21 protein-coding genes and 1 pseudogene are annotated in these 22,574 nt (G+C 45.6%); 19 read left to right on the top strand and 3 right to left on the bottom strand.

Annotated elements, in window-relative coordinates; all coding sequences use genetic code 11:
• Window positions 1-123: 123 nt before the first annotated feature.
• The 4 genes and pseudogenes from phhA (at window position 124) to AC3CHU_RS18720 (ending at window position 2,541) form a co-directional block, all read left to right on the top strand.
• A pseudogene (gene phhA / locus AC3CHU_RS18705) lies at window positions 124-908 on the top strand (phenylalanine 4-monooxygenase).
• Entirely contained in the window at window positions 898-1,236 is a 339-nt protein-coding gene (locus tag AC3CHU_RS18710) for a 4a-hydroxytetrahydrobiopterin dehydratase (RefSeq protein WP_054546061.1), read from the top strand. Before phhA ends, AC3CHU_RS18710 begins: the two are co-directional and overlap by 11 nt.
• 282 nt (window positions 1,237-1,518) lie before the next feature.
• Window positions 1,519-1,728 (top strand): DUF3283 family protein, encoded by a 210-nt coding sequence (locus tag AC3CHU_RS18715; protein WP_004732615.1) that lies wholly within the window; start codon window positions 1,519-1,521, stop codon window positions 1,726-1,728.
• Window positions 1,729-1,824: 96 nt separating this feature from the next.
• A complete protein-coding gene (locus AC3CHU_RS18720) occupies window positions 1,825-2,541 on the top strand; it encodes a YebC/PmpR family DNA-binding transcriptional regulator (protein WP_004732617.1) in 717 nt (238 codons plus the stop codon).
• A 276-nt stretch (window positions 2,542-2,817) separates the two neighbouring features.
• On the opposite strand, the gene AC3CHU_RS18725 is transcribed toward AC3CHU_RS18720, so the two are convergent.
• A complete protein-coding gene (locus AC3CHU_RS18725) occupies window positions 2,818-3,096 on the bottom strand; it encodes a DUF2798 domain-containing protein (RefSeq protein WP_260811202.1) in 279 nt (92 codons plus the stop codon).
• An 85-nt stretch (window positions 3,097-3,181) separates the two neighbouring features.
• Here AC3CHU_RS18725 and AC3CHU_RS18730 point away from each other — a divergent pair, with 85 nt between their 5' ends.
• Together AC3CHU_RS18730 and AC3CHU_RS18735 are read left to right on the top strand one after the other, a co-directional pair.
• Window positions 3,182-4,084 (top strand): LysR family transcriptional regulator, encoded by a 903-nt coding sequence (locus tag AC3CHU_RS18730; RefSeq protein WP_488526168.1) that lies wholly within the window; start codon window positions 3,182-3,184, stop codon window positions 4,082-4,084.
• 12 nt (window positions 4,085-4,096) lie between these two features.
• Window positions 4,097-4,972, top strand: a complete 876-nt coding sequence (locus tag AC3CHU_RS18735; protein ID WP_488526169.1) for an NAD(P)-dependent oxidoreductase — start codon at window positions 4,097-4,099, stop codon at window positions 4,970-4,972.
• A gap of 142 nt (window positions 4,973-5,114) precedes the next feature.
• Here the strand turns inward: AC3CHU_RS18735 and AC3CHU_RS18740 are convergent, their stop codons facing one another.
• A complete protein-coding gene (locus tag AC3CHU_RS18740; protein ID WP_146455248.1) occupies window positions 5,115-5,996 on the bottom strand; it encodes a LysR family transcriptional regulator in 882 nt (293 codons plus the stop codon).
• Window positions 5,997-6,112: 116 nt separating this feature from the next.
• Between AC3CHU_RS18740 and AC3CHU_RS18745 the strand changes: the two genes are divergently transcribed.
• The 13 genes from AC3CHU_RS18745 to rlmJ all read left to right on the top strand — a co-directional run bounded on the left by AC3CHU_RS18745 (window position 6,113) and on the right by rlmJ (window position 21,980).
• On the top strand, window positions 6,113-7,090 hold the full coding sequence (locus AC3CHU_RS18745) for a DUF1254 domain-containing protein (protein WP_488526170.1): 978 nt from the start codon (window positions 6,113-6,115) through the stop codon (window positions 7,088-7,090).
• 246 nt (window positions 7,091-7,336) lie between these two features.
• The gene (locus AC3CHU_RS18750) at window positions 7,337-8,017 is read left to right on the top strand and encodes a hypothetical protein (RefSeq protein ID WP_488526171.1); all 681 of its coding nucleotides are present in this window, start codon (window positions 7,337-7,339) and stop codon (window positions 8,015-8,017) included.
• A 66-nt stretch (window positions 8,018-8,083) separates the two neighbouring features.
• Window positions 8,084-8,782: an ABC transporter ATP-binding protein gene (locus AC3CHU_RS18755; protein ID WP_488526172.1), complete on the top strand. Its 699-nt coding sequence runs from the start codon at window positions 8,084-8,086 to the stop codon at window positions 8,780-8,782.
• The gene (locus AC3CHU_RS18760; RefSeq protein WP_488526173.1) at window positions 8,770-10,068 is read left to right on the top strand and encodes an ABC transporter permease; all 1,299 of its coding nucleotides are present in this window, start codon (window positions 8,770-8,772) and stop codon (window positions 10,066-10,068) included. The genes AC3CHU_RS18755 and AC3CHU_RS18760 overlap by 13 nt, the downstream gene beginning before the upstream one ends.
• Entirely contained in the window at window positions 10,061-10,861 is an 801-nt protein-coding gene (locus AC3CHU_RS18765; protein ID WP_488526174.1) for an outer membrane lipoprotein-sorting protein, read from the top strand. Before AC3CHU_RS18760 ends, AC3CHU_RS18765 begins: the two co-directional genes overlap by 8 nt.
• Window positions 10,862-10,869: 8 nt before the next feature.
• Window positions 10,870-12,162: a hypothetical protein gene (locus tag AC3CHU_RS18770; protein WP_488526175.1), complete on the top strand. Its 1,293-nt coding sequence runs from the start codon at window positions 10,870-10,872 to the stop codon at window positions 12,160-12,162.
• Window positions 12,162-13,220 (top strand): sensor histidine kinase, encoded by a 1,059-nt coding sequence (locus AC3CHU_RS18775; protein ID WP_488526176.1) that lies wholly within the window; start codon window positions 12,162-12,164, stop codon window positions 13,218-13,220. Before AC3CHU_RS18770 ends, AC3CHU_RS18775 begins: the two co-directional genes overlap by 1 nt.
• 51 nt (window positions 13,221-13,271) lie before the next feature.
• Window positions 13,272-14,138 carry a LytR/AlgR family response regulator transcription factor gene (locus AC3CHU_RS18780; protein WP_488526177.1) on the top strand — a complete coding sequence of 289 codons (867 nt, stop codon included), beginning with the start codon at window positions 13,272-13,274 and terminating at the stop codon, window positions 14,136-14,138.
• Window positions 14,139-14,378: 240 nt separating this feature from the next.
• Window positions 14,379-17,153: a M16 family metallopeptidase gene (locus AC3CHU_RS18785; RefSeq protein WP_488526178.1), complete on the top strand. Its 2,775-nt coding sequence runs from the start codon at window positions 14,379-14,381 to the stop codon at window positions 17,151-17,153.
• A gap of 311 nt (window positions 17,154-17,464) precedes the next feature.
• Window positions 17,465-17,929, top strand: a complete 465-nt coding sequence (locus AC3CHU_RS18790; RefSeq protein WP_010432361.1) for a hypothetical protein — start codon at window positions 17,465-17,467, stop codon at window positions 17,927-17,929.
• A 242-nt stretch (window positions 17,930-18,171) separates the two neighbouring features.
• Entirely contained in the window at window positions 18,172-19,971 is a 1,800-nt protein-coding gene (secD, locus tag AC3CHU_RS18795; RefSeq protein ID WP_237290000.1) for a protein translocase subunit SecD, read from the top strand.
• Between the two features lie 2 nt (window positions 19,972-19,973).
• On the top strand, window positions 19,974-20,912 hold the full coding sequence (gene secF, locus AC3CHU_RS18800; protein WP_488526179.1) for a protein translocase subunit SecF: 939 nt from the start codon (window positions 19,974-19,976) through the stop codon (window positions 20,910-20,912).
• A gap of 201 nt (window positions 20,913-21,113) precedes the next feature.
• Complete coding sequence (rlmJ, locus tag AC3CHU_RS18805; protein WP_488526180.1) at window positions 21,114-21,980, top strand: 23S rRNA (adenine(2030)-N(6))-methyltransferase RlmJ; 867 nt, start codon at window positions 21,114-21,116, stop codon at window positions 21,978-21,980.
• Between the two features lie 270 nt (window positions 21,981-22,250).
• Here rlmJ and AC3CHU_RS18810 read toward each other — a convergent pair whose 3' ends face one another.
• Window positions 22,251-22,424: an HNH endonuclease gene (locus AC3CHU_RS18810; RefSeq protein WP_488526350.1), complete on the bottom strand. Its 174-nt coding sequence runs from the start codon at window positions 22,422-22,424 to the stop codon at window positions 22,251-22,253.
• Window positions 22,425-22,574 lie beyond the last annotated feature (150 nt).

Below are 22,574 nucleotides of genomic sequence, written 5' to 3' on the forward strand. Positions count from 1 at the left end.
AGGGGTTGCCGGAATTGTGTAAATAAAATGTTACACGATTGCTTGTTTCGAAAAATCGCGCAAATTGGCGGATATAAGGAGTGGAGATAGGCTTAAAGGGAGACATTCGAAAGGAGGTGTGTAATGACTCAATATCATTCTAAGCCCGTGAGCCAAGAGGGATGGGTTGAGTGGAGCCTCGAAGAAGACGCCATTTGGCACGACTTAGTGAAAAGGCAACTGGACGTCATTAATGACCGCGCATGCGATGCCTATTTGCACGGTTTGACCCTGCTGGATCTGCCATTAGACAGAGTTCCCCAGCTTCCAGAGATAAATAAAGTGCTAATGGAAACAACGGGTTGGCAGGTACAGCCTGTACCTGCGTTAATCGATTTCGACCGTTTCTTTGATTTGCTCGCCAACAAGAAATTCCCAGTCGCGACATTTCTGAGAACGCGAGACGAGTTCGATTATTTGCAAGAGCCCGATTTCTTCCATGAAATTTTTGGCCACTGTGCCATGCTCACCAATGCCGATTTTGCGACATTCACTGAGCATTACGGAAAACTTGGCCAAGCAGCCACACCTAAACAGCGTGCGTATCTTGCCCGTTTGTATTGGTTTACGGTTTAGTAAAAGAAGGTCATAGGCTGAAAATCTATGGCGGTGGCATTCTTTCGTCTCCGGCGGAAACCATGTATGCGTTGGGAGGGGACTTGGCCGTTCGTGAGCGGTTTGACCTGCAAACCGTGCTAAGAACGCCTTATCGTATCGATATTATACAACCGAAATATTACGTGATTGATGAGTTATCTGAGCTCTTCAAAATCAGCCAGGAAAACCTATTGCAGCAAGCTGATCTCGCGATAGACGAGGGATTACTACCACCACTTTTTGAACCTAAGGAACCAACACATGTTGAATGAACAAAAATGCGAAGCCTGCAGTATTGACGCAATTGCCCTCAATAAAGATGACCAACAATCTTTACTTTTGGAGTTGTCTGATTGGCAGATCATCGAAAGAGACGGCATCCCACAACTTGAGAAGGTATTTAAGTTTAAGAACTACAAGCAAGCATGGGCTTTCAGTAATAAAGTATCAGAGTTGGCAGAAGAAGAATTCCATCACCCTTCGATCTTATTGGAGTGGGGCAAAGTGACCGTAACGTGGTGGAGCCACTCAATCAAAGGCCTGCACAAGAATGACTTCATCTGTGCCTCACGCTGCGATGTGTTTGCGGTGAGTGAATAGCCTTTTTGGTCTAGATGAGGCTTTTCCGACATCTGTGATGTGATTATCTTATTATTTGGCTCATAAGGTGAGTCGAATAACTGCTTAAACGGCTCATGGTATGAGTTGAATAAGCGATACTTTTGTATCATAGAGCGTAACTTCTCCCAAACTAGCTTGACCTGCATCAGCGACTTGCTGGTTTCTTGCCCCACAACCCCCTCTATTGCTCATAGTATTGGTTTTATGAGGCTGCTCTATGATATATTTCTTGGCCAAGTGTATTACAGACGAAGGCTAATAATGTCTATCAACCTTTCACTCCTTCCACCCAGTGAGAAAAATAAAATCGAACTGGATAAGCAGGCATCGTTTCTTGTATGGAAATTGAAGCAGGCGAAATGTGGCCCTGAAGCCATTGTTGAAGAAGCAATGAAGCTAGGTGATCCAGAAGAAAAGGCTTGGTTTGATCAGTCTGTAGAAAAATACAAACGGGTAATGGGTGTCGCATAAACGCACATAAACCTTACCCAGCAAAGCTGTAGAATTGAAATGACACAGTAATTTGCTAGAATTTGCTCCGTTAATTGAATCAGAGAGAAGATCCCGATGGGAAGAAGTTTTGAAGTGCGCAAGGCCTCAATGGCGAAAACTGCAGGCGCAAAAATTAAAGTTTATTCTAAATACGGTAAAGAGATTTACGTACTGGCTAAGAACGGCAGCTCTGACCCAGACATGAACTTACCTCTTAAGCACCTGATTGCTAAAGCTAAGAAAGACCAAGTACCCGCTCACGTTATCGACAAAGCGATCGATAAAGCGAACGGCGGCGGCGGTGAAGACTTCCAACCAGCTCGTTACGAAGGTTTCGGCCCTGGTGGCACAAGCGTAATCGTTGACTGTCTAACTGACAACGGCAACCGTACTTTCCAAGACGTTCGCCAATGTTTCGTTAAGACTGGCGCGAAAATCGGTGTTGAAGGTACTGTTTCTCACATGTTCGCTCACCAAGCTGTATTCCAGTTTGCTGGCGAAGATGACGAGATCATCCTAGAAACGCTAATGATGGAAGACGTAGACGTGACTGACGTTGAGCTAGAAGACGGTGTTATCACTGTATTCGCTCCAACGACTGAGTTCTTCAAAACGAAGACTGCACTACACACTGCGTTCCCAGAGCTAACTCTGGACGTTGAGGAAATCACTTTCGTTCCTCAAACGACTACGCCAGTAGCTGAAGAAGATTCTGAGAAGTTCCAGAAGTTCTTAGACATGCTTGACGACTGTGATGACGTTCAGCAGGTTTACCATAACGCTGAGCTGTAATATCAATCTATAATTGATAGCTTTGCTCTTGTGAGTAGAATGTAGAATACAAAAAACCGAGCCTAGTGCTCGGTTTTTTTATGCCGTTTATTCAGAGATAGAAGAATTTAAAAGTGTGCCTCTGAGTGTTGGCTGTTTTCTTTGGTCAGCTTCTGTGATTGCTTACTGTTTTTACTCACTGTACCCGTTCGCAGTATCTGTTCGGAACCGCTGGTCGAATTCCCCTTGATCATCGTTCCATGGTAGCGACATGATCCGCCTGGCCTCGTGATCGACTTAGTTAGTCGTTTCAGGTGAAATTGAAGTTTCAGGTAATGGGTTAGGTATCGCTTTGGTTCTTGGCTTACATATCCACGCTGCTAATTTTCGAATCAATGGCAGTACGGTTAGGTTAAGTGTTAATGCGCAAGGCCAAGCAATAAAGAAGCTTTGTAGCCAAATAGGCGGCCATTCGTGGCTGAACCCCATTTTGTAGCCTGAGATAACCCCAGACATAATCATTGCCATGGTCAGGGAAGATAAAATAGCAGTTACCCAAAATTGTTTATTGTTCATTGTATGTTTCTCCCGTGATTTTCTGTTGTTGATGAGATAAGGTTACATCTACCCATTAATGAGAAAAATAGGCACATATAGAAGTATGAATTCCATATTTGGAAACATTGATGATCTGTTCTTATTCTGTGCAGTGGTTGAAGAGGGTTCTTTGCTTTCGGCATCGAAACGCCTGCAATTACCTGTGTCGACCATGTCGCGTCGATTAACCGCATTGGAAGAGCGCCTGAGTATCCGACTTTTAGAAAAGAAAGGTCGTGAGTTGGTGGCCACTAAAGATGGCGAGGCGGCCTTTGCTGCGTTGAGCAGCGGTATGGAGTCGCTGCATCAAGGATTCAGTAGCTTGTTGGAAGAGCGCGATGCGATTCAAGGTAAGATAAAGCTTGCAGTGCCTCATAACTTCTACAGTGGCTTTCTACGTTCGACCATTGAGCAATATCTTGTTGAGTATCCCAATGTGCAGCTTGATTTAACTCTGAGTCAGCAGCAAGTGGTTCCTCAAACTGATCGTGATTTGTTGATTACGTTTAAGATTTCCGACATGGAAGGCATGATTGCTCGGCCACTGTTTAAAGCCAAGCACGGTTTCTTTGCGAGCCCAGATTATTTGGATTCCCACAGTGCGATTAAAAATCCAGGTGATCTAGAGCACCACGACTGGATTAATGTCGATGATGTTTTTGATATGCCGCTCTACAAATCCGACCGCTTAGAGCAGATGGTGACGATTAAACCGAAGTTTATTGTTAATGACATCAATGCTGTGGCCGCCGCAGCGTTGAAGGGGTTGGGGCTTGCTTCACTGCCTTTTCGCCATGTATCTCCAGATATGAATCTGATTCAAGTGCTCCCTGAGTATCATCGGGGTGATCGCCAAGCGTATTTAGTGTACAAAGAAAGAAAATATCAGCCAAAGGCTTTGACCCTGCTTATCGATGCATTGATTGGGAGTGTTCGATCTTTCCATAGTGATGACTTGGTCAAATAAAAGGAGAAAGGAATGAAAGTAAGTTTTATCGGGCTAGGCGTTATGGGTTTTCCAATGGCAGGCCACCTAGTCAAAGCCGGTTTTGAAGTAACGGTATTTAACCGCACTCATAGTAAAGCGCTAGACTGGGCTGATAAACACCAAGGTAAAGCCGCAGAAAGCGTAGCTGAATGTGTAGCAGATGCGGATGTTGTACTTGTCTGTGTTGGCAACGATGACGACGTACGCAGCATGACGACCAGCGAAACAGGCGCACTGGCTGCAATGAAGCCAAACGCGATTCTTGTCGATCACACCACAACGTCTGCAGTACTGTCTGAAGAGCTTGAAGTTGCATCGAAGGAAGCAAATGTTCGCTTTATGGATGCACCAGTGTCTGGTGGCCAAGCGGGCGCAGAAAACGGCGTGCTAACCATCATGTGTGGTGGCGAACAAGATTTGTTTGATGACCTTCAATCTGTGTTCAAAGCTTACGGTAAGTCGTCGGTTCTGATGGGTAAAGTAGGTCAAGGCCAACGCGCGAAAATGGTCAATCAGATCTGCATCGCAGGTGTATTGAATGGCCTTTCTGAAGGCTTGGTACTTGCTGAGAAATCAGGTTTGGACATCCAAACTCTGGTTGATTGCCTTAAAAACGGCGCAGCTGGTTCATGGCAGATGGAAAACCGCGCCACCACAATGGCGCAAGATAAATTCGATTTCGGCTTCGCAATTGATTGGATGATCAAAGACTTAGGATTCTGCTTAGATGAAGCAGAGCGTCAAGGTATCCAACTTCCATTGACTGAAAAAACCAACAACGCATACAAGGCACTGTCTGCCGAAGGACAAGGCCGCATGGATACATCAGTATTGATGAAAGCCGTGGTTGAAGAGACGAAAAAGTAGAAGAAACAGTCGCAACGAAGAAGCCGTAAAAGCTTGGCTTAGATAACTAAAATAGCCGCTGATTAGCGGCTATTTTTGTTTGTGTGAAACGATAACGAGCCTTTTTAACTCGCTTCGGGGCACTAACGATCTAGATTAAAGCCTATCTAGATTTAAGCATAACCCTTTTTATTACGTCATGAACGGCAAGGTTTAGAGGGCTTTGGCGATCGACAAGACGCATGCAGGACACAAGGTTTAGATCGATTCTAAACTCTTTGGGTGGCTCTATGGTATTAAGCGAAGCATCCTTCCAACTATCGCTTAATACGCAGGCGTGTTCACCCTGCTCTAGAATTTGCCTCGCAACTGAAAAATTGTCCACCGTGATACTGATGTGAGGCTCAATACCACTACTTTTCAACATTTCTAAATATCGGTAACGATCTTCATTCCAACCTTGACTGCGGATCTTGATAAAAGGCAATTGCAACGCCTCTTCCCATGTTAATTGCCCCAATGACTTTGAAACGGCGATCACCAGTTGATCGGCCATGATGCGTTTCTGGAAGATATTCGTACTGCGGTCTTCATTTAAAAAGTGCACACCTAGAGTGATGTCACCCTCTTCTAACTTTTGCTCTGTATCTGATGCCCAAGTCTTCAGCTCTATTTGCGCTTTGGGAAACGTTTTCGAGAGTTCCCTAAATAGATCAACACCTGAAAACTCCAGTGTGTAGGCGAAAAAAGCAAGAGTGATTGGCCCATCATAGGTGGCAGAATCGAATGTCACAGGTGAAGTCGCAGAGTGCATCAAGGACAAGGCGTGTTCAATATTGGGCAAAATAGATTTGCTATAATGTGTTGGCCTTAGTCCTTCAGTGGTGCGTTCGAAAAGTGGGTGCCCTAATTGATCTCTGAGCTTGGTCATTTGCTTGCTGACTGCGCTCTCAGAGATCCCTAGCTTCATCCCCGCCCTTTTAAGGCTGTTCGACTGACACAGCAATACAAAAGTACGCAGCAAATTCAGGTCTATACTTTCCATTTGGGCAAGTCCTATTTTCCACACTTTCCTTTTGGGAAGTATAAAGTGATCACTATCGGCAGAGCAAATAATACTCTTCCAAATGACATTCACTTTGAAATATAAAGGTCGCTATTATGAAAAAGCTATTCCCTCTTACTGCTGTCGCTTTATTCTCAACCAGCGTTTTTGCAGCGCCAACTATCGTCACGGAAGATAATTTTGCTCAGGCATACACCAACATGCGTCTCGGCTCGGTGGTAGAGAAAGCCGGTGGTATTAATACATTCTTTGAGATGCCAGTGCCGAGCAGCGTTCCAGAAGAGCAGTTCGTTGTACGAATGAATCGAGACACTTTTTATTCCGTTTCTGTCATCGATATGTCGAACGATGATGTCTATGTGACTGTTCCAGAAACTGACCAATATGTGTCACTGCAAGTCGTGGACGAAAACCACGAGACACAGCCAATGATCTACGGTTCCGGTCGTCATAAAATCAGTTCAAAAACCGACCACGCATTTGTCATTGTCCGCGCTCTTGAAGATGACGCACGCCGTAACCTGAAGATTGAAACAGGCAGTGAGAAGCCGTTTGAAGTAAAAGAGTGGGACATGGCGTCTTTTAGTGCCACAGATAAAGCTGGCAACATAGATTTCAGTGACGGATATGACCAATCAAAGGCGTTTGGTAACAAAGAAAGCGGCCAAACTGATTATATGAATTACGTTGGCGCAGCTGGCGGTTGGGGTGGCGCGATGGTCGAAGACAATATCTATCAAACCAGCCAGTACTTCGATGCGAATGCATGTTATGAGACGACTTTCAAAGATCCGAAGGCAGGCTCATTCTGGTCCGCGACCGTATATAACGCTGATGGACGAATGTTTAACGATAAAGCCAATATTTCGAGTGAAATGGCACCCGTTATGAACAGCGATGGAACCTACACTCTCCGTTTTGGGTGTGAAGGTCAGCCAAACAATATCCCAACGATGGAAGGTAATAAGACCGGTAAATTTAATGTTCTTATACGCCATTACAACCCGAGTGAGCCAGTTAGCAAAGGCGAGAAAGGTTACAATCCAGCGACGATGATTAAAAAAGTAGGCTAATTTAAGTGGTAAATTGATGCTATTAAACGTAGTGAAATAACATAATCTGTTAAAAGCGACGTGATGCCGAGTAAGCAAAAGTGCTTCGAAGGTATCACGCGCTTTTTCTTTCACCACTTCTGCTCTCCCATTCACACCCTCTCCAAACCATTCACTCCTTGTTATTACCATTCGTCGCATTGATAAAACGGCGTGACAAATTCTAGTTAACCTTTCAACGTCAACATTTGAAAGGGATTAGAAATCATGACTACTTCACACTCATTTAATTCAAGTTCTACCACCTCTCTGCTTAAGCGTTCATTACTGATTGCGCTTGTTTCTTTTGTACCGTCATTAGCTTTGGCTAACCCAAGTTCAGACGTGCTTGATATCTACAATCAAGCCGCGCAAGGCAATGAAGACTTGGTTGAGGTGGCTTATGAACGCCTGAATGACACGCTACAACAAGATGGTGCTACGCCACTGACCTTGGTTTACTTAGGCAGTACAGAAACCTTAATGGGACGTGATGCATTCTTGCCTTGGAACAAGATGAAGTATGTGGAGAAGGGCTTATCGACCATTGATAAATCACTGGTGCTGCTTAAAGACGAAGTCCAACCGATTCATGAACAACCTCGTGTTCAAGGGTTGCCAGATTCTTACCTAACTCGCGCCATGGCAGCGGTGACTTACACCTCTCTGCCAGACATGTTTAACCATTTTGATCGTGGTTATGACTTGTTCCTATCGTTACTCGCTGAAGATGATTTCCAACAACAACATTTCGCTGCGACATCGTGGATTTACCGTTACGCCATTACCGCATCGATTCGTGCTGAAGACTTCAAGCAAGCACAGGTGTGGCTTGAAAAAATGGAAACTGCCGATGCTGGCAACATCGAAACTATGACGGCTAAAGCGCTCATTGCGAAAGCTAAATAACGGTTTACTCAAGCTCAATAACAGCAGCGAACGCTTAAGAGTGATTGGCAATCAGAGGACAACGAAATGATTGAATTTAAAGATATCGGCAAAGCATATGTCACGGGCGGTCAACGTGTTGATGCATTAAATGGGGTCGATGGACACATCCAGCGCGGTGAAATGGTGGCGCTGTGCGGCCCGTCTGGGTCAGGGAAAAGCACACTTTTGAATATTCTTGGTTTGTTGGATATGGATTATCGAGGGCAGATTAATATTGATGGCCAACCGTATCCGACAGAGCAAATCGCCGCTGCGCGTTTTCGTCGTCAGTCGCTGGGTTTTGTGTTTCAGCGCTTTAATCTGGTTCCTGTAATGACAACACTTGAGAACGTCGCTTACCCATTGATGTTGAACCAATGCTCTAAGCAAGAACAACAGAGCAGAGCGCAGGACATGTTAGAGCGTGTTGGGCTAGGAGATTACGTTCATCACCGACCGGACAACCTTTCAGGTGGCCAGCAGCAACGTGTCGCGATAGCCAGAGCGCTAATCCACAACCCAAGCTTAGTGATTGCCGATGAGCCGACCGCGAGCCTAGACAGCCACACCGCCAACCTTGTGATCGACATTATGAAAGATCTCGGCCACGAAATGGGCACCACCTTTATCGTCGCAACCCACGACCCAAGAATGGCGCAGCGTTGCGACAGAATCATTGAGTTAATCGATGGTCAATTGGCTCCACAAGCTGCAACCACGGAGGCGATCTCATGGGCAAGTTAACACAAAGAATGAGCACGTTTTTACTTCCAACTTCGGTGCGTTTGGCGTGGTTGAACTTATTGAGAAACGGTCGACGCAGCCTGCTTTCAGTGTTGATCATCGCCATTGCGGTATTTGCACTGACCAGTGCCGGTGGTTATGGGCTTTACACCTATGAGTCACTGAGAGAATCGACTGCGCGTGATACTGGCCACCTTACTTTGAGCACGCCGGGTTATTTTGAACAAGATGAAGACATGCCGCTGAGCAATGGTCTGGACAACGTTCAAGCGCTAACCAAGAGCATTATTGGCGACAGTGACGTGCGTGGTGTGCAGCCGCGAGTCTATTTTAGTGGCTTGGTTTCTAATGGCAGTAAGTCGACCATTTTTATGGGAACGGGCGTCAATGAGCGCGAGTTCGACATGAAAGGTCCTTTCCTTGATGTACGCAGCGGGCAAACCCTGTCGGATGTGAAATCCCTAAGATACGACAGTCAAGAACCACAAGTGATGCTGGGTACTGACTTGGCTCGTAACCTTAAAGTTGCGGTAGGGGATTGGGTGACTCTGCTCGCGACCACAAGTGACGGCGCATTGAATGCCTTTGATTTTAAGGTGCAGGGCATCTACTCGACTGGGGTTCCTGAGCTGGATAAGCGTCAGTTATATGTTCATATCACTGCCGCTCAAGAGCTTTTGGCCTCAGATAAAGTCAGCACCTTGTCGGTGTTCCTATTTGAAACAAGCAAAACCTCGACCGTTCAACAGCGCATCCAAACTGCTTTAGAGCGAAATAGCGCGAGCCAAAACGATCAAGGCTCAGAGATCGAGATTACCCCATGGCAAGATCGCGCGTTTTTCTACACCAAGGTTAAAGATCTTTACGACCGGATCTTCGGCATCATGGGCGCTGTGATGGCATTGGTGGTGTTCGTGTCGCTGTTTAACACCATGACCATGTCGGTGACAGAGCGCACTCGTGAAATTGGCACCTTGTCGGCACTCGGCAGTTACCCCTCTGAAATCGTAGCGGGCTTCTTAAAAGAGGCGGGTTTGCTGGCACTGATTGGTAGCGTTATTGGAGCACTAGTGAGTGGTTTGGTGTCGTTGCTACTGTTGGTGGTTGATATACAAATGCCGCCACCTCCCGGCAGAACCGAAGGTTACCCACTCAACATTTACTTCTCATTGGAATTGGTTGGTTACGCCACCTTAGGTGTGCTGACAATATGTTTAATCGCTGCTTATTTCTCTGCTCGTAAAGGCGTGAACAAGCCAATCACGGAGGCGCTGGCTTATGTGTAAATTAACTCGTTCAATTAAAACGTTGGGCTCTGTTTTGGCTTTGGCCTCGGTTTTAGCACTAACTGTAACATCGACGCCAAGCTGGGCTGTCGAGTCACAACAAGTCACTGAGATGATCGCCAAAGCGGATAGCTACCGCTTGAACAGTGCACAAGCCTCTAAGGTGGTTTCTCTGGTAGCGCTATACCAAGACGAACAACTGGATAAAACCCGTGAATACAATGTCTACACAAGGCCAAATCGAGAGTCATTGGTCGTCTTTAAATCAGCTGTTGAGGCAGGTCAAAAGATGCTGATGATTGAAGATAACTATTGGTTACTGATGCCGAAATCGCGCCGACCAATTCGTATAACACCGATGCAAAAGTTATTGGGTGAAGCCTCGGTGGGCGATATCTCGACACTCACTTGGAGTGAAGATTACCAAGGTGAGTGGGTTGCCGATCAACTGGTTGAGATGCCGACTGGCGAGACAATTGATACCCATCACCTAAAGCTGGCGGCGAAAACCAAGGGTGCCAGCTATCAATCGATTGATCTGTGGTTAACGACAGACCGATCGTTTCCAGTTAAAGCGGATTTGTACCTGCGTTCAGGAAAGTTAGCGAAGCAAGCGTGGTTTACTGAAGGTGTGCGAGATGGCTTGCCAAGTGTGGTATCGATGACCTTGCTCGATAAGATTCAGCCGAGTAAGAAAACCGTGATTGAGTATCGTGAAGTAATAGAACAAAGCTTGGAAGACAAATACTACAACCCTGCTTATTTGTCGCGTAACAGTGTATCTGGATTGTAGGTGATCGTATGAGAGCGCCCAATCGCCGATTCCACATAAAGTCTTCAATCACTACTTTGCTTGCTTTGTCTTGTGTGAGTAACACGATTCAAGCAGACGATCTGAGCTTGGCCTGGGATTGGCAACTGAGCGCTGAGTCGGTTGAATCGCGAGAGTCGCCATTCAGTCCTTTAGCATCAGATAATCGCCAGTCACTTAATGGTTTGCTGGATCTAGAGGTTGGATATGGCAATTGGCTTGGTCTGTTCGCAGTGAAAGCCAATGATATTGTGAGCAACAACCCTCAAGAACAAGACGCGACCTTTGAGTCTGAATTCATTGTACGAGAGTTGTTTTGGCAAGGTGGTGTTGAACTGTCTAATTCTGCTTTCGGGGATCACTACCTTGATGTCACGCTCGGTAAGGTTCGTCTCGATTGGGGCGTGGGTTATGGCTACCGTCCTTTAGACATCATCAAGCCTTATCGACAAAACCCGGTGGGCATTGTCGCAGAAGAGGGCGCGGGTGTGGCCTCGGCGTCACGGTTCGATATGACGGGAGAATGGACACTGCTTTACAGCGATTCGTCATGGACTTCTCAAGACGTAAATGAATTCGAAAAGCAGAACCAACAACAAGGGGCTGGCTTACGTCGTTACAATCTTGTAGGTGATCACGAGTATCAATGGGTCGCTTATTATGACGATGTACGTCACGGCTTGCTTGGGGCGAGTTTAGTGTCGGTGTTGAACCTCGCTTGGGAGTTTCATGGCTCGGTGGTCTATCAACGACAAAGCCTTGGCTACAGTCAGCCTAACTTACTGCTTAAACCGGTTTATCTTGAAGAGCAGGGCGAAGCTTATCAAGCGTTGGCAGGACTAACATGGGCCAATGACACGGGTCACAATGTGGTCTTGGAATATTGGTTTGATAGCCGCGCTTGGAGCAATTCTGAATGGCAAAGTGCAATAGAAAGTGCAGAGTCTTTGTCGGTTAATCCGATGACAGCATCACTGGCAGGTTCTTACGCGCAAGGTTATCAACACGCCAATTTGGTTCAACACAACATCATGTTTCACTGGTCTTTGGATTCGACACATGGCTGGTTTGAAGATATCACGCCGACATTTGATGTGATGTTGTCTCCTCAAGACGGCGGCTTTATTGCGACCCAGTGGCTCAACTATCAGGCTTTAGATAATGGCAATTCATCGTTGGATTTGGAACTTGCTGCACGCTTTCTAGGCGGTAAAAGTGATTCTGCTTACGCCAACTTACCCGATAGTCATATGATTCTTTTAAATATCAAAGGACGATTTTAATGAACACTTTTTCAAACAGTAAGTTTCCATGGATTAAAAGCTTTACGCTGACCACTCTGTTTTGTTTCGTTATCGCCATCACCACACAGACAATTTGGGGCGGCGATCTTGTGGTTAATCTCGCGATAAGCTTTGGTTTTGGCTACAGCGCGGTGGGTTCTTCTTTTATCTTGGTTGAGGTGTTTAAGAGGAAATCAAAGGTGTTTGATGTAGGGATCTCAATGGTGATTGCGATGACCTTTGGTACCTTGAACGCGCACTATTGGTTGAACGGATATTTCGGGGCCAATATCTCGGACCTTAAATCCGTAGTCTTGCTCGGTGTGATCTTCTGTTCGGTTTGCTATTACTACTTCTATACACGAGAGCAACAACTACGCGCCGATAACGAATTGGAAGTGGCCAAGCGTCGTCAGGCCGATCAAGAAAAGGTGGTGGTGCTCAGTCAGCTTAAGCAACTGCAAAGCCAAATTGAACCGCACTTCTTGTTCAACACACTTGCGACCATCAATGTGTTGATTGAGAGTGATAGCGCGAAAGCCAAGTTGATGCTCGAAAAACTGACTGACTTATTGCGCGTGACTTTGAAAAACAGCCGCACCGAGCAATCGACCATCGCACAAGAGGTCGACTTGTTAGACGCTTATCTTAATATTCAGAAGATACGCTTGGGGGAGCGCTTAGCGTTCTCGATTGAAACGCATGGCATCAGCGACTTGCAGGTGATTCCGCCATTCTTGATTCAACCTTTGGTCGAGAATGCACTCACGCACGGTATCGAACCTAAAGCCGCGGGTGGCCAAGTGAATATCCGCATAGCTCAACAGGCGCAGCAGCTAAAAATTGAAGTTGCAGACAATGGCGCTGGGCTGAACTCCCCTTCTATTAGTGCGGGCCATGGTGTGGGACTTAGCAATATTCGTCAGCGAATCGAAACCCTTTACGGTGAGAAAGCTAGCTTGACGATCACTGAGCAAGCTGAGGGTGGGGTGGTATCGACAATCTTATTACCGCTTATCAGCGAAACTAGATCTGAGAACGATGAGCCGAACCTCTAAGATCAGTGATTACAAACAGACGATTTACAGTGTGAATTTAAAGGAATAATAATGACTAACCTAGCAGTAAAGCCGAACGTAACGGCAATTATCGCAGACGATGAAGCACTGTTAAGGCACCATTTAGACAAGAGCCTTGCTGAGGTTTGGCCTGAGCTAGAGATCGTCAGTAAGGCAACCAATGGTTTAGAGGCGATGCAGAGTATTCAACAGCTTAAGCCCGATGTGGCTTTTCTCGATATTCGCATGCCAGAGCTCGATGGAATCTCGCTGGCGAAACAATTGAACAAGTTAGACTCTCCGCCGTTGGTGGTATTCATCACCGCTTATGACGAATATGCAGTCAAAGCCTTTGAGCACAATGCGATGGATTACCTACTGAAGCCAATCAACGAAGAGCGCCTACTCGCTACCTGTCAGAAGGTTCAAGCGCGCTTGTCGAGCAACCAAACGCAATCAGGTAGCACGCCTGAGCAGCCTGATATTGCTGCGTTAATGAGTCAGCTTCAGCAATTATCTCAATCAACATCACAGCAAGCTCAACCTCCTTATCAATCGCAGCCCCTTTATCAACAGCAGAAGAAACATCTCACATGGCTTAAAGCCAGTGTTGGGGAAGACATTCACCTAATCGCCGTCGATGATGTGGCCTACTTCAAAGCGGAAGACAAATACGTGTCTATATTTAAAAAGGGTCAAGGCGGTTCGTTAGAAGAGTTTATTCTTCGCGTGTCGCTAAAAGAACTGATCGCTCAGCTCAATCCTGATGAGTTTTGGCAGATCCACCGTTCCGTGGTGGTGAAAGTCTCCGCTATTGATAAGGTGAAGAAAGGCCTCTCAGGCCAGATGTCGGCGTATGTTTCTGGAGAGAAGTTACCGATCAGCCGCGCTTCGCAAGGGCTCTTTAAAGGTATGTAGAGAACTAGCTTAAGGGGATGTAGCCATTGATTTTAAAAGTATGTGGAGTAAGCGAGTTTAAATGGATGTTTTAGGCTCTTATCAAAACGCTGCTTTAAACGAGTACAGTGGGTCTTACACAACGTATAGCGATTTATAAAATAAAGATCTAGATCACAAAGATACTCATCCGGTTCAATATTAAATAATAATCGTTAACTCAATCTGTATATTGTCGATGAATGACATTAAGAGGTTGTTATGAAAACATATTATTTAGCGGCGGCTGTATGCCTCACCTTAGTTGGCTGTAGTTCAACATCAAGTATCACCGAAACCTTAATCCAGCCGGATCCGGCATGGACATCAGGCCAACTAGAAAATGGCCTTACCTATCATGTTTATCCAGATCATGAAGAATCCGTATCTGTTCGTTTAGTTGTGCACGCGGGCTCAATTCAAGAGACTCATCAGCAAGAAGGTTATGCTCACTTTCTGGAGCACATGGCATTCAATGGCAGTAAGAAGTTCTCTCAAAATGATGTGATTCGTCTATTCGAAGATGCAGGCGCTAGCTTTGGTGCAGATATTAATGCCTACACCTCTTATGAAGAGACGGTCTACCAGTTAGATTTGCCAGATAACATCCAATTGCAGTCTGCTTTGACGTGGATGCGTGACATTGGTGATGGCCTGGATCTATCAAGTTCAGAAGTAGATAAAGAAAAAGGCGTGGTTCTTGGTGAGTTCCGTATGGCTCGCCTCGATGATAAGTCATTCGGAGAGATATTTTATGATCACTTCATTGAAGGCGGCCCGTACCAATCGCAAGATGCGCTAGGGACTAAACCGTCGATTGTGAATGCCACTCCTCAAGGCATCACCAACTTTTATCAGACTTGGTATCAACCTCAAATAGTTGAGCTGGTCGTTTCAGGTGATGTGGACATCAAAACCGTACTTCCACTCATTGAAGAAAAGTTTTCTAGCTGGGAGCGTGGCGACACGCCGAGACCAGAAAAACAGAAAGTGACCTCGTTCAATGAAGATGATTATGTTGAGTACGCTGGAAGAGAAGCGCCAAGCATCACTCTGACGTTTAACCGAGGTTTAAATCGAGTTGAAAATCATGCTCAGCAGCATCAACGCTGGTTGGATGAAACCGCTCAACTATTGATTCGACAACGATTAGAAGCAGTATTCAATGATGCAGCGCTGCCGACTCAATGGATAGCATCTGATAACTATCAGATGGGCTCTCTGAATTATTCATCAATAAGTGTTGGGTTTCCGGCTGGCGGTCGTGAAGTGATCCAACAAGATCTGCTTTCTACATTGGCATCACTGCGTGATTTTGGCGTTTCGCAAACGGATATTGTTGGCGAACAGCACTACTACCAAGACTTGCTGGATAACATCGAGCATGACTGGGATAAAATGGACAGCGTTGAACATGCGAACTACAAAGCGAGTGCGTTAGTCACTGAACGAATCGTCCAATCACAGAACGACTATCAAGTAAGTTTGGAAGCCTTCATTGCTAACTTGAGCCTTGAAGTGATCAACGACAACATCAAAAATCTACTTTCTGATGACTACTTCCTCGTTATTGGTGTTGATGATTCCGAAGACAGAACAGCGGTCATCAACTCTTTAGATAGTTTAAAAGCCGCGTATAGCGAGACGGGAGTTCCGCCGCTTGCGATTGGAACAGCCAGTGCCTTTGCTATACCTAGCTCGCAAGGCGAGGTTGTACTTGCTGAACAAATGTCCGTAGACCCATACATCCAAAAGTGGACGTTAAGTAATGGTATCGATATGTGGTACCTGCGTGATTATGTGGCAGGTGATGATGTCGGTGTAATGTATATGAGCCTCGGCGGAAAAGCCGCTTTGGATCCGAGCTTGTACCCAGCGGTTGAGGTTGCGTTACCTACCTTCGCTCGAAGCGGTGCCGGTGAGTTTACGGGCTCTGAGCTTTTAGCGTACTTTGATCGTGAAAATATTCGTGCCGATTCCTTCATTGGTAATACTCGTCATGGTATTGAATTTAATATTAACAAAGATGGGCTTGAAGACACGTTTGCTGCGCTTTATACCTTCATCACTGCGCCTAAAATTGTTCCCGAGCAGTTAGAGGCGGTGAAGCAGGAGTTTGTACAAGGTCAAGAATCTTTCTTGAGCAGCCCTGTTGGTCAGTTTGAACGCGCAAGAAACCAGAACATCTATGGTCAGGACAGTGGCCACCTCTTTGTTGATAAAGAACGTGTTGAAGCGGTTTCTGTGGAAGACATCGCTAATCTTCACCAGCAGCTGTTTGGTCAAATGAGACATAACCAATTGGTGATCGTGGGTGATATCGACCCAAGTGAATTAAAGCCTTTGGTTGAGCAATACTTGGCTTCGATTCCATTAGAAAAAGCCGAGGTTCCTGACTTTAAGGTGGCTTACAAGCAGCCATCTGAATCACGCATTGATTTAGCCATCAACAATGTGAATAGCGCAGAGTACGTCTTACGAGTCATCTCTGAACCTGCAACCGAAACCGACCAAGGCGTAACGGCAAAAGATATCTTCACGGAAAGCTTGCTAGAACGACTGCTGGCGACTCGCTTAGATGCTTATATTCGTGAAGAGTTGAGTTTAGATTACTCACCTTATGCATATTCGGCGTCTGCAGATAGAGAGCTGAGTCATGAGTGGGTTATTGGTGCGATGATAGCGCCTGAGAACGTTGATAAAGTGGAAGTGGCGATCGATAAGGTGATTGCAGACCTTCTACAAGGTGTCTCTGAAGAGGAAATGCGAGCGGTAGTGAAACAGTTTGAAGCTGACTTCACGCCTCTCGAGATGAGCTCTATCGACCAAGCGTGGTACCTATCTCGTTATTTACTTCATGGTTACGACATCGAAGCGTTGTCTCAAGTTAAGCGTGTTGCGAGGTCGATCACTGCGGAAGACATGAATCAACTTGTGCAGCGTGTATTTGGTGAAAATAGCCGTAAGGTTAAGAATATCATGCGCCCTAAAGCCTAAAGCCTAAAGCCTAAAGCCTAAAGCTATAAATAAGCTATAAGCAAACAGAAATAGATGACTCAAAGCCAAGCACACACTGCTTGGCTTTTTTGTTTTTTTACATCATTCATAACGTCAATGTATTACGTGTTGTTGGTCGTATTTAAAGGAATGTAATTCTAAATGCTAGGGTGCTTAATCGGTTGCTTCGTATCATTTTCTAAAAAAATGTTTTAAATCAAGACAGCATTTCATTTGTATTGTAGATTGGCGATCTACGAGAATGTTGTTTGGATATTAGATTGCTTAAATTAGGTACCCGATTAGTCTTAATGTTGTTTTTACTGAGCTTTGGCTTAGTGAATTCTAACGGCTATTCGTTCCCTTCTAAGCCATTCCAAATCCACTCCGCTCAAGAGCAGCCTTCGCAGAATAATCTTTGTAAACAAGCTGCTGCGGATAACCCGTCGAGCTACATGGAATGCGATCAGGTTCAGTTTGACACTGCGTCTTTAGGTGATAGTTCCAATTATCACGACACTGAATCGAGTCTCCAAGCGGTAACCTTTAGACGTATGCTCAGCAACGAGCAAGAAAGCGTGGCCGACCTTGAGCCTGCTTATCATCTACTGATCGATTTCTCTCCCCCATCACTACTGGCTTCTCTGCTCTTCAACACGCCGATGTTGGATACTAAGCAGCATTGGACCAGCATTGTGAGTTCTCCGTCCTCCCGGCTTTCGGGGTGGAAAGAGGGCAACATCCAATACTCGCATTTCCGAGAACTTCTTAGCTAATCGTTTGACCCCAAATTGGTCGTATCGATGGTCACTTGTGCCCGTTAAGCTCGCCAGTTAACCAAGACAAACATAGCGACATCAGCTTTAGCATCACTACCGTTCAATCAGCTTGTTCTGGTTTCGGCTATCGATCGTGTTCGCAAAACATTAGTTATACCAATCGTAGTAAATAACTGGTCACCCTAGCTGGTTAAAATGCTCGATCACTTATTTACTGTGATTGGTAAAAAGAAGAGATCTTGACTGTGAAAAAACGCATTCCAAGAAAACAAATCAACCACTACTCAAAGTGGAAATACGTGGTGCTTATCGCCACTATCATCGTTATGGTTCTGAGTGCTTTACCTTCTTGGTATGGCGAGAACGCCTCGGTTCAAATTAGCAACCGTTCTGAACAGACAATCGACGCCACTCAAATTACTCAATATCTCGCGAGTGAAGGCATCCAAGCGACATCAGCCTTTCAAAAAGACAAACGCTTAGTTGTGATTTTAGAAGATGCAGAGCAGCAAGCGAAAGCTAAAGAAGTACTTAATGAGCGTCTACTAGACAGCGCAACCGTTGCTCTAGCGATGGAGCCAGCTGCACCTAAATGGCTAACTGATATGGGTTTTGCGCCGATTCAACTAGGCCTTGATTTACGCGGTGGCGTGCAGTTCTTGCTAGAAGTGGATATGGCTCCGGTTTATCACGCGCAAGCTCAAGCGGTGGTCGACGAGATCACAAGCGAAGTGCGTTATGCCCGTGGTGAAGTGGTGAACAACCAAGTTAAGTTTAATTTCCGCACTGATGCTGATTTTGAACAAGCTCAAAAGCTGATTCGTGAAGAGTTCCCACAATGGCAACGTGATCGTTCAGATAAATCGCTAACGTTAACCCAATCTGAAGAAGAGCAAAGAACGCTACGTAACCTAACGGTTCAACAAAACCTGCAAATCATGCGCAGCCGTATTGAAGAGCTAGGCATCACAGAAGCATCAATTCAACGCCAAGGTGAAAGCCGTATTCGTATTGAACTGCCGGGCGTACAAGACCCTGCAGCAGCGAAAGATGTGATTGGTGCAACCGCATCACTTGCTTTCTATTCTGTGTACGACAACCCAACGCGCAGCACTCAAACGCTGAAGGACACAGACGGCAACCGCGTGGTAGTCGACCGCAAGGCTGTGTTGAGTGGCGAACACATTATCGATGCTCGTAGTGGCATTGGTGAGATGGGCAGCGCAGAAGTAAACATCACACTGGATTCTTCTGGCGGCAAGAAAATGTCTGAGTTTTCTCGCCATAACATCGGTAAGCCAATGGCGACTGTTTACAGCGAATACAGCCGTGATAGAGCAGGCAACAGCAAGCAAGACAGTGAAGTGATTAGTGTAGCAAACATCCAATCTCAACTGGGTAGCCGTTTCAGAATCACTGGCGCAGGCAGCTTGGCAGACGCACAAGAGCTTGCGTTACTGTTGCGTGCGGGGTCATTAACCGCGCCCGTTACCATCATTGAAGAACGTACTATTGGCCCATCTCTGGGGGCTGAAAACGTAACCAACGGCTTTGCTGCGCTGGCGCTTGGCCTTGGTCTTACTCTGACGTTTATGGCGCTATGGTATCGCCGCTTAGGTTGGGTCGCGAACTGTGCATTGGTGGTGAACATGACCACATTGTTTGGCTTGATTGCCTTGCTACCAGGTGCGGTATTAACCCTGCCGGGCATTGCGGGCTTGGTACTAACCGTCGGTATGGCGGTGGATACCAACGTGCTTATCTTCGAGCGTATTCGAGACAAGATGAAAGAAGGGCGCAGCTTTGCGAGTTCTATCGATCGTGGCTTTGACAGTGCGTTCTCTTCTATTTTCGATGCCAACGTCACCACCATGATTGTTGCTGTAGCCCTATACACCATTGGTAATGGTCCGATTCAGGGCTTCGCTCTGACACTGGGCTTAGGTCTTCTAACCAGTATGTTTACGGGCATTTTTGCTTCACGAGCGATCATCAATTTGGTTTGGGGGCGTGACCAACGCCACGATGTAAGGATTTAAGCATGAGTATTTCAAAAATGACTATTTCAGACCGCTATTTTTCAAACAGTAATATGACTCGCCTTCGTAAGGTGATGTCTATGATCTCTATTGTGCTGTTCATGAGCTCTGTGATGCTGGTGGCAGTGAAAGGTTTTAACTGGGGTTTGGACTTTACAGGCGGTGTCGTTGCCGAGGTGCAACTCTCTGAACAAGTGACTAAAGACGCCTTAAAAACAAAACTTGATACGGCTTTCCAACAAGACGTTCAAGTGGTTGGTATGGCAGAACAAGATCGCTGGACGATTCGTTACAGCCAACTGACAGACGCGCCACAGCCAAACCTAGTGGATGCTTTGTCATCGGTGAGTGATCAAGTAAAAGTGCTTAACAGCAGCGTGGTTGGCCCTCAAGTGGGTCAAGACATGGTTGACCAAGGTGGCTTGGCGGTATTGGTGTGTTTCCTAATGATCATGCTGTACCTGAGTGTACGTTTTGAATGGCGTTTGGCACTTGGTGCTCTTGCCGCGATCATCTATGACGTGACGCTTATCTTGGGTCTGTTCGCTTTTACTCAGTTTGAGTTCAACCTGACTGTGTTAGCGGCCGTGCTAGCGATTCTCGGTTATTCATTGAATGACTCGATCATCATTGCTGACCGTGTTCGTGAAATGCTGCGCGGCAATCCAAACGGTGATACTGACAACCTGCTCAATGAATCGGTTAAAGCGACCTTCTCACGCACTATGGTGACTTCAGGAACAACTTTAATCACCGTCTCTGCGCTTTGGCTACTTGGTGGCGCAGCGCTGCAAGGTTTTGCTATTGCATTGGTTGTCGGCATTGTCAGCGGTACGTGGTCTTCTGTTTCTGTAGGTATCACACTGCCTAAGTTACTTGGCCTACAGCCTTGTCACTACCAAGTGAAAGCGCCAGTAGAAGTTGAGGGAGAGTACCCTTAGGTTGTCTATGCTCTAGCAGTACAAGTTAGCAAGTAACGTCAGTAAAGCCCTTCGTTTGTAATAAAACGAAGGGCTTTATTTTTTATAAGAGTCAGACAGTTAGCGAAAAGAGAAGCTATTTCAAAAAACGATGGATTGAATAGGCAACTGCGTGTGATATGAAGTATGTTTAGATGACGTTAGTAGAAATGAGGCAAGGGAATGGAATATCGACATCAATGTCATGTAGGCGACCATGGTGATGCACTGAAGCATCCAGTATTGAGTGCACTTGTTCAGTCATTAATGCAGCAGCATTCACGTCTCAATGTTATCGACACGCACTCAGGTACAGGGTATTATGACCTCACCACCGCACCAAGTAATCATGCAGGTGAGTTTGCTGAAGGGGTCGGGTACTTGTGGCGCAATAAGGCTTATCTTCCTCCGGCATTCGCTTCTTTTATGTCGGTACTGGAATACTACAATCCGAATCAAATTATCTCTTTGTACCCCGGCTCTGCGGCCATCACTTACCAACAAGGTCGCAGCCAAGATAGCTTCTATTTTTCAGACATTCAGCAAGATGAAGCTGATTTACTGCAAACCAATATCGAGAGGTTACAGTGTAACTTAGGTATTTCAAGCAAGCTTACGATTAGCGCAGGTGATGGGCTTAAAGCGTTACCTGATGACGTAGCTAAACATGACAATCATCATCTGATTGTTATCGACCCACCCTATGAAACCGATTCAGAATATCTCGCGGTGATTGATGCCTTAGTTAAGGCATATCAGCAGTCGGAGAAAGTATCTGCACTAATTTGGTACCCGCTCTACACGGATGACAAGAGCTCACTGATTTTGAACCACTGTGTGACCGCAGTGAAAGATGGTTTGCTGCCAAGTCCGATTAAGTCGGAGCTTCGCCTTCGAGATCCTAAGGGTGATGATCGCCTGATCGGTAGTGGTTTACTGTTGTTCAATCCACCGCAAGGCATTGCCGGACAGGTTGCTGATACGCTTGATTATTTACACAGTCAGCTCGCAACCAATGGTGAGGGTTATTGGCAAATGAGAAGCCTATAAATCTGATTTCTATAGGTTTTATGATGATTTTCTAGACGCCGTTCACTAAATCACTGTTATTTATGTGGTTTAAATTGACCAAACGCTAACTTTTATCGATTGATTAATTGCAGTGAATCATTTAAAAATAGAATATCAATGCGCACAAGTGCATAATGGCTCATAAGTTAAATAATTAATCTTAAGATTAAACTAGATTGTGGTTTACCCCCTAAACTGCATAAGGCTCGCACTAGTCATGCGAGCCTTTCTTTTGCCTGAAGGAAATGTTTACAACAGGTTCTCTTCAATCTTTAGTGCTTTCTCGATGAGTTTCGCATTGAAATCTGCAGCTTCCACTGAGTAGTGCGCTTTACGATGGCAAGTCGGACAGAGTGCAATTACATTTTCAGGGCAATCAGCGCCGTTGTTGTTTTTAAGAGTGAGTGCTGATTGGGAATATATTAGTACGTTATATTGATATTAAAATTTACTGATGAGGGGTGATATTATTTTGTAGCCTTCACTCTAAGTTACTAAGAATAGGTACTAAATAAGTATTAGGAAATGAGATATTGGTCGATTAAACAATGTAATGTGATCTTTTTTAGTATG

It is taken from the genome of Vibrio sp. QJM3NY_39 (assembly GCF_057785895.1).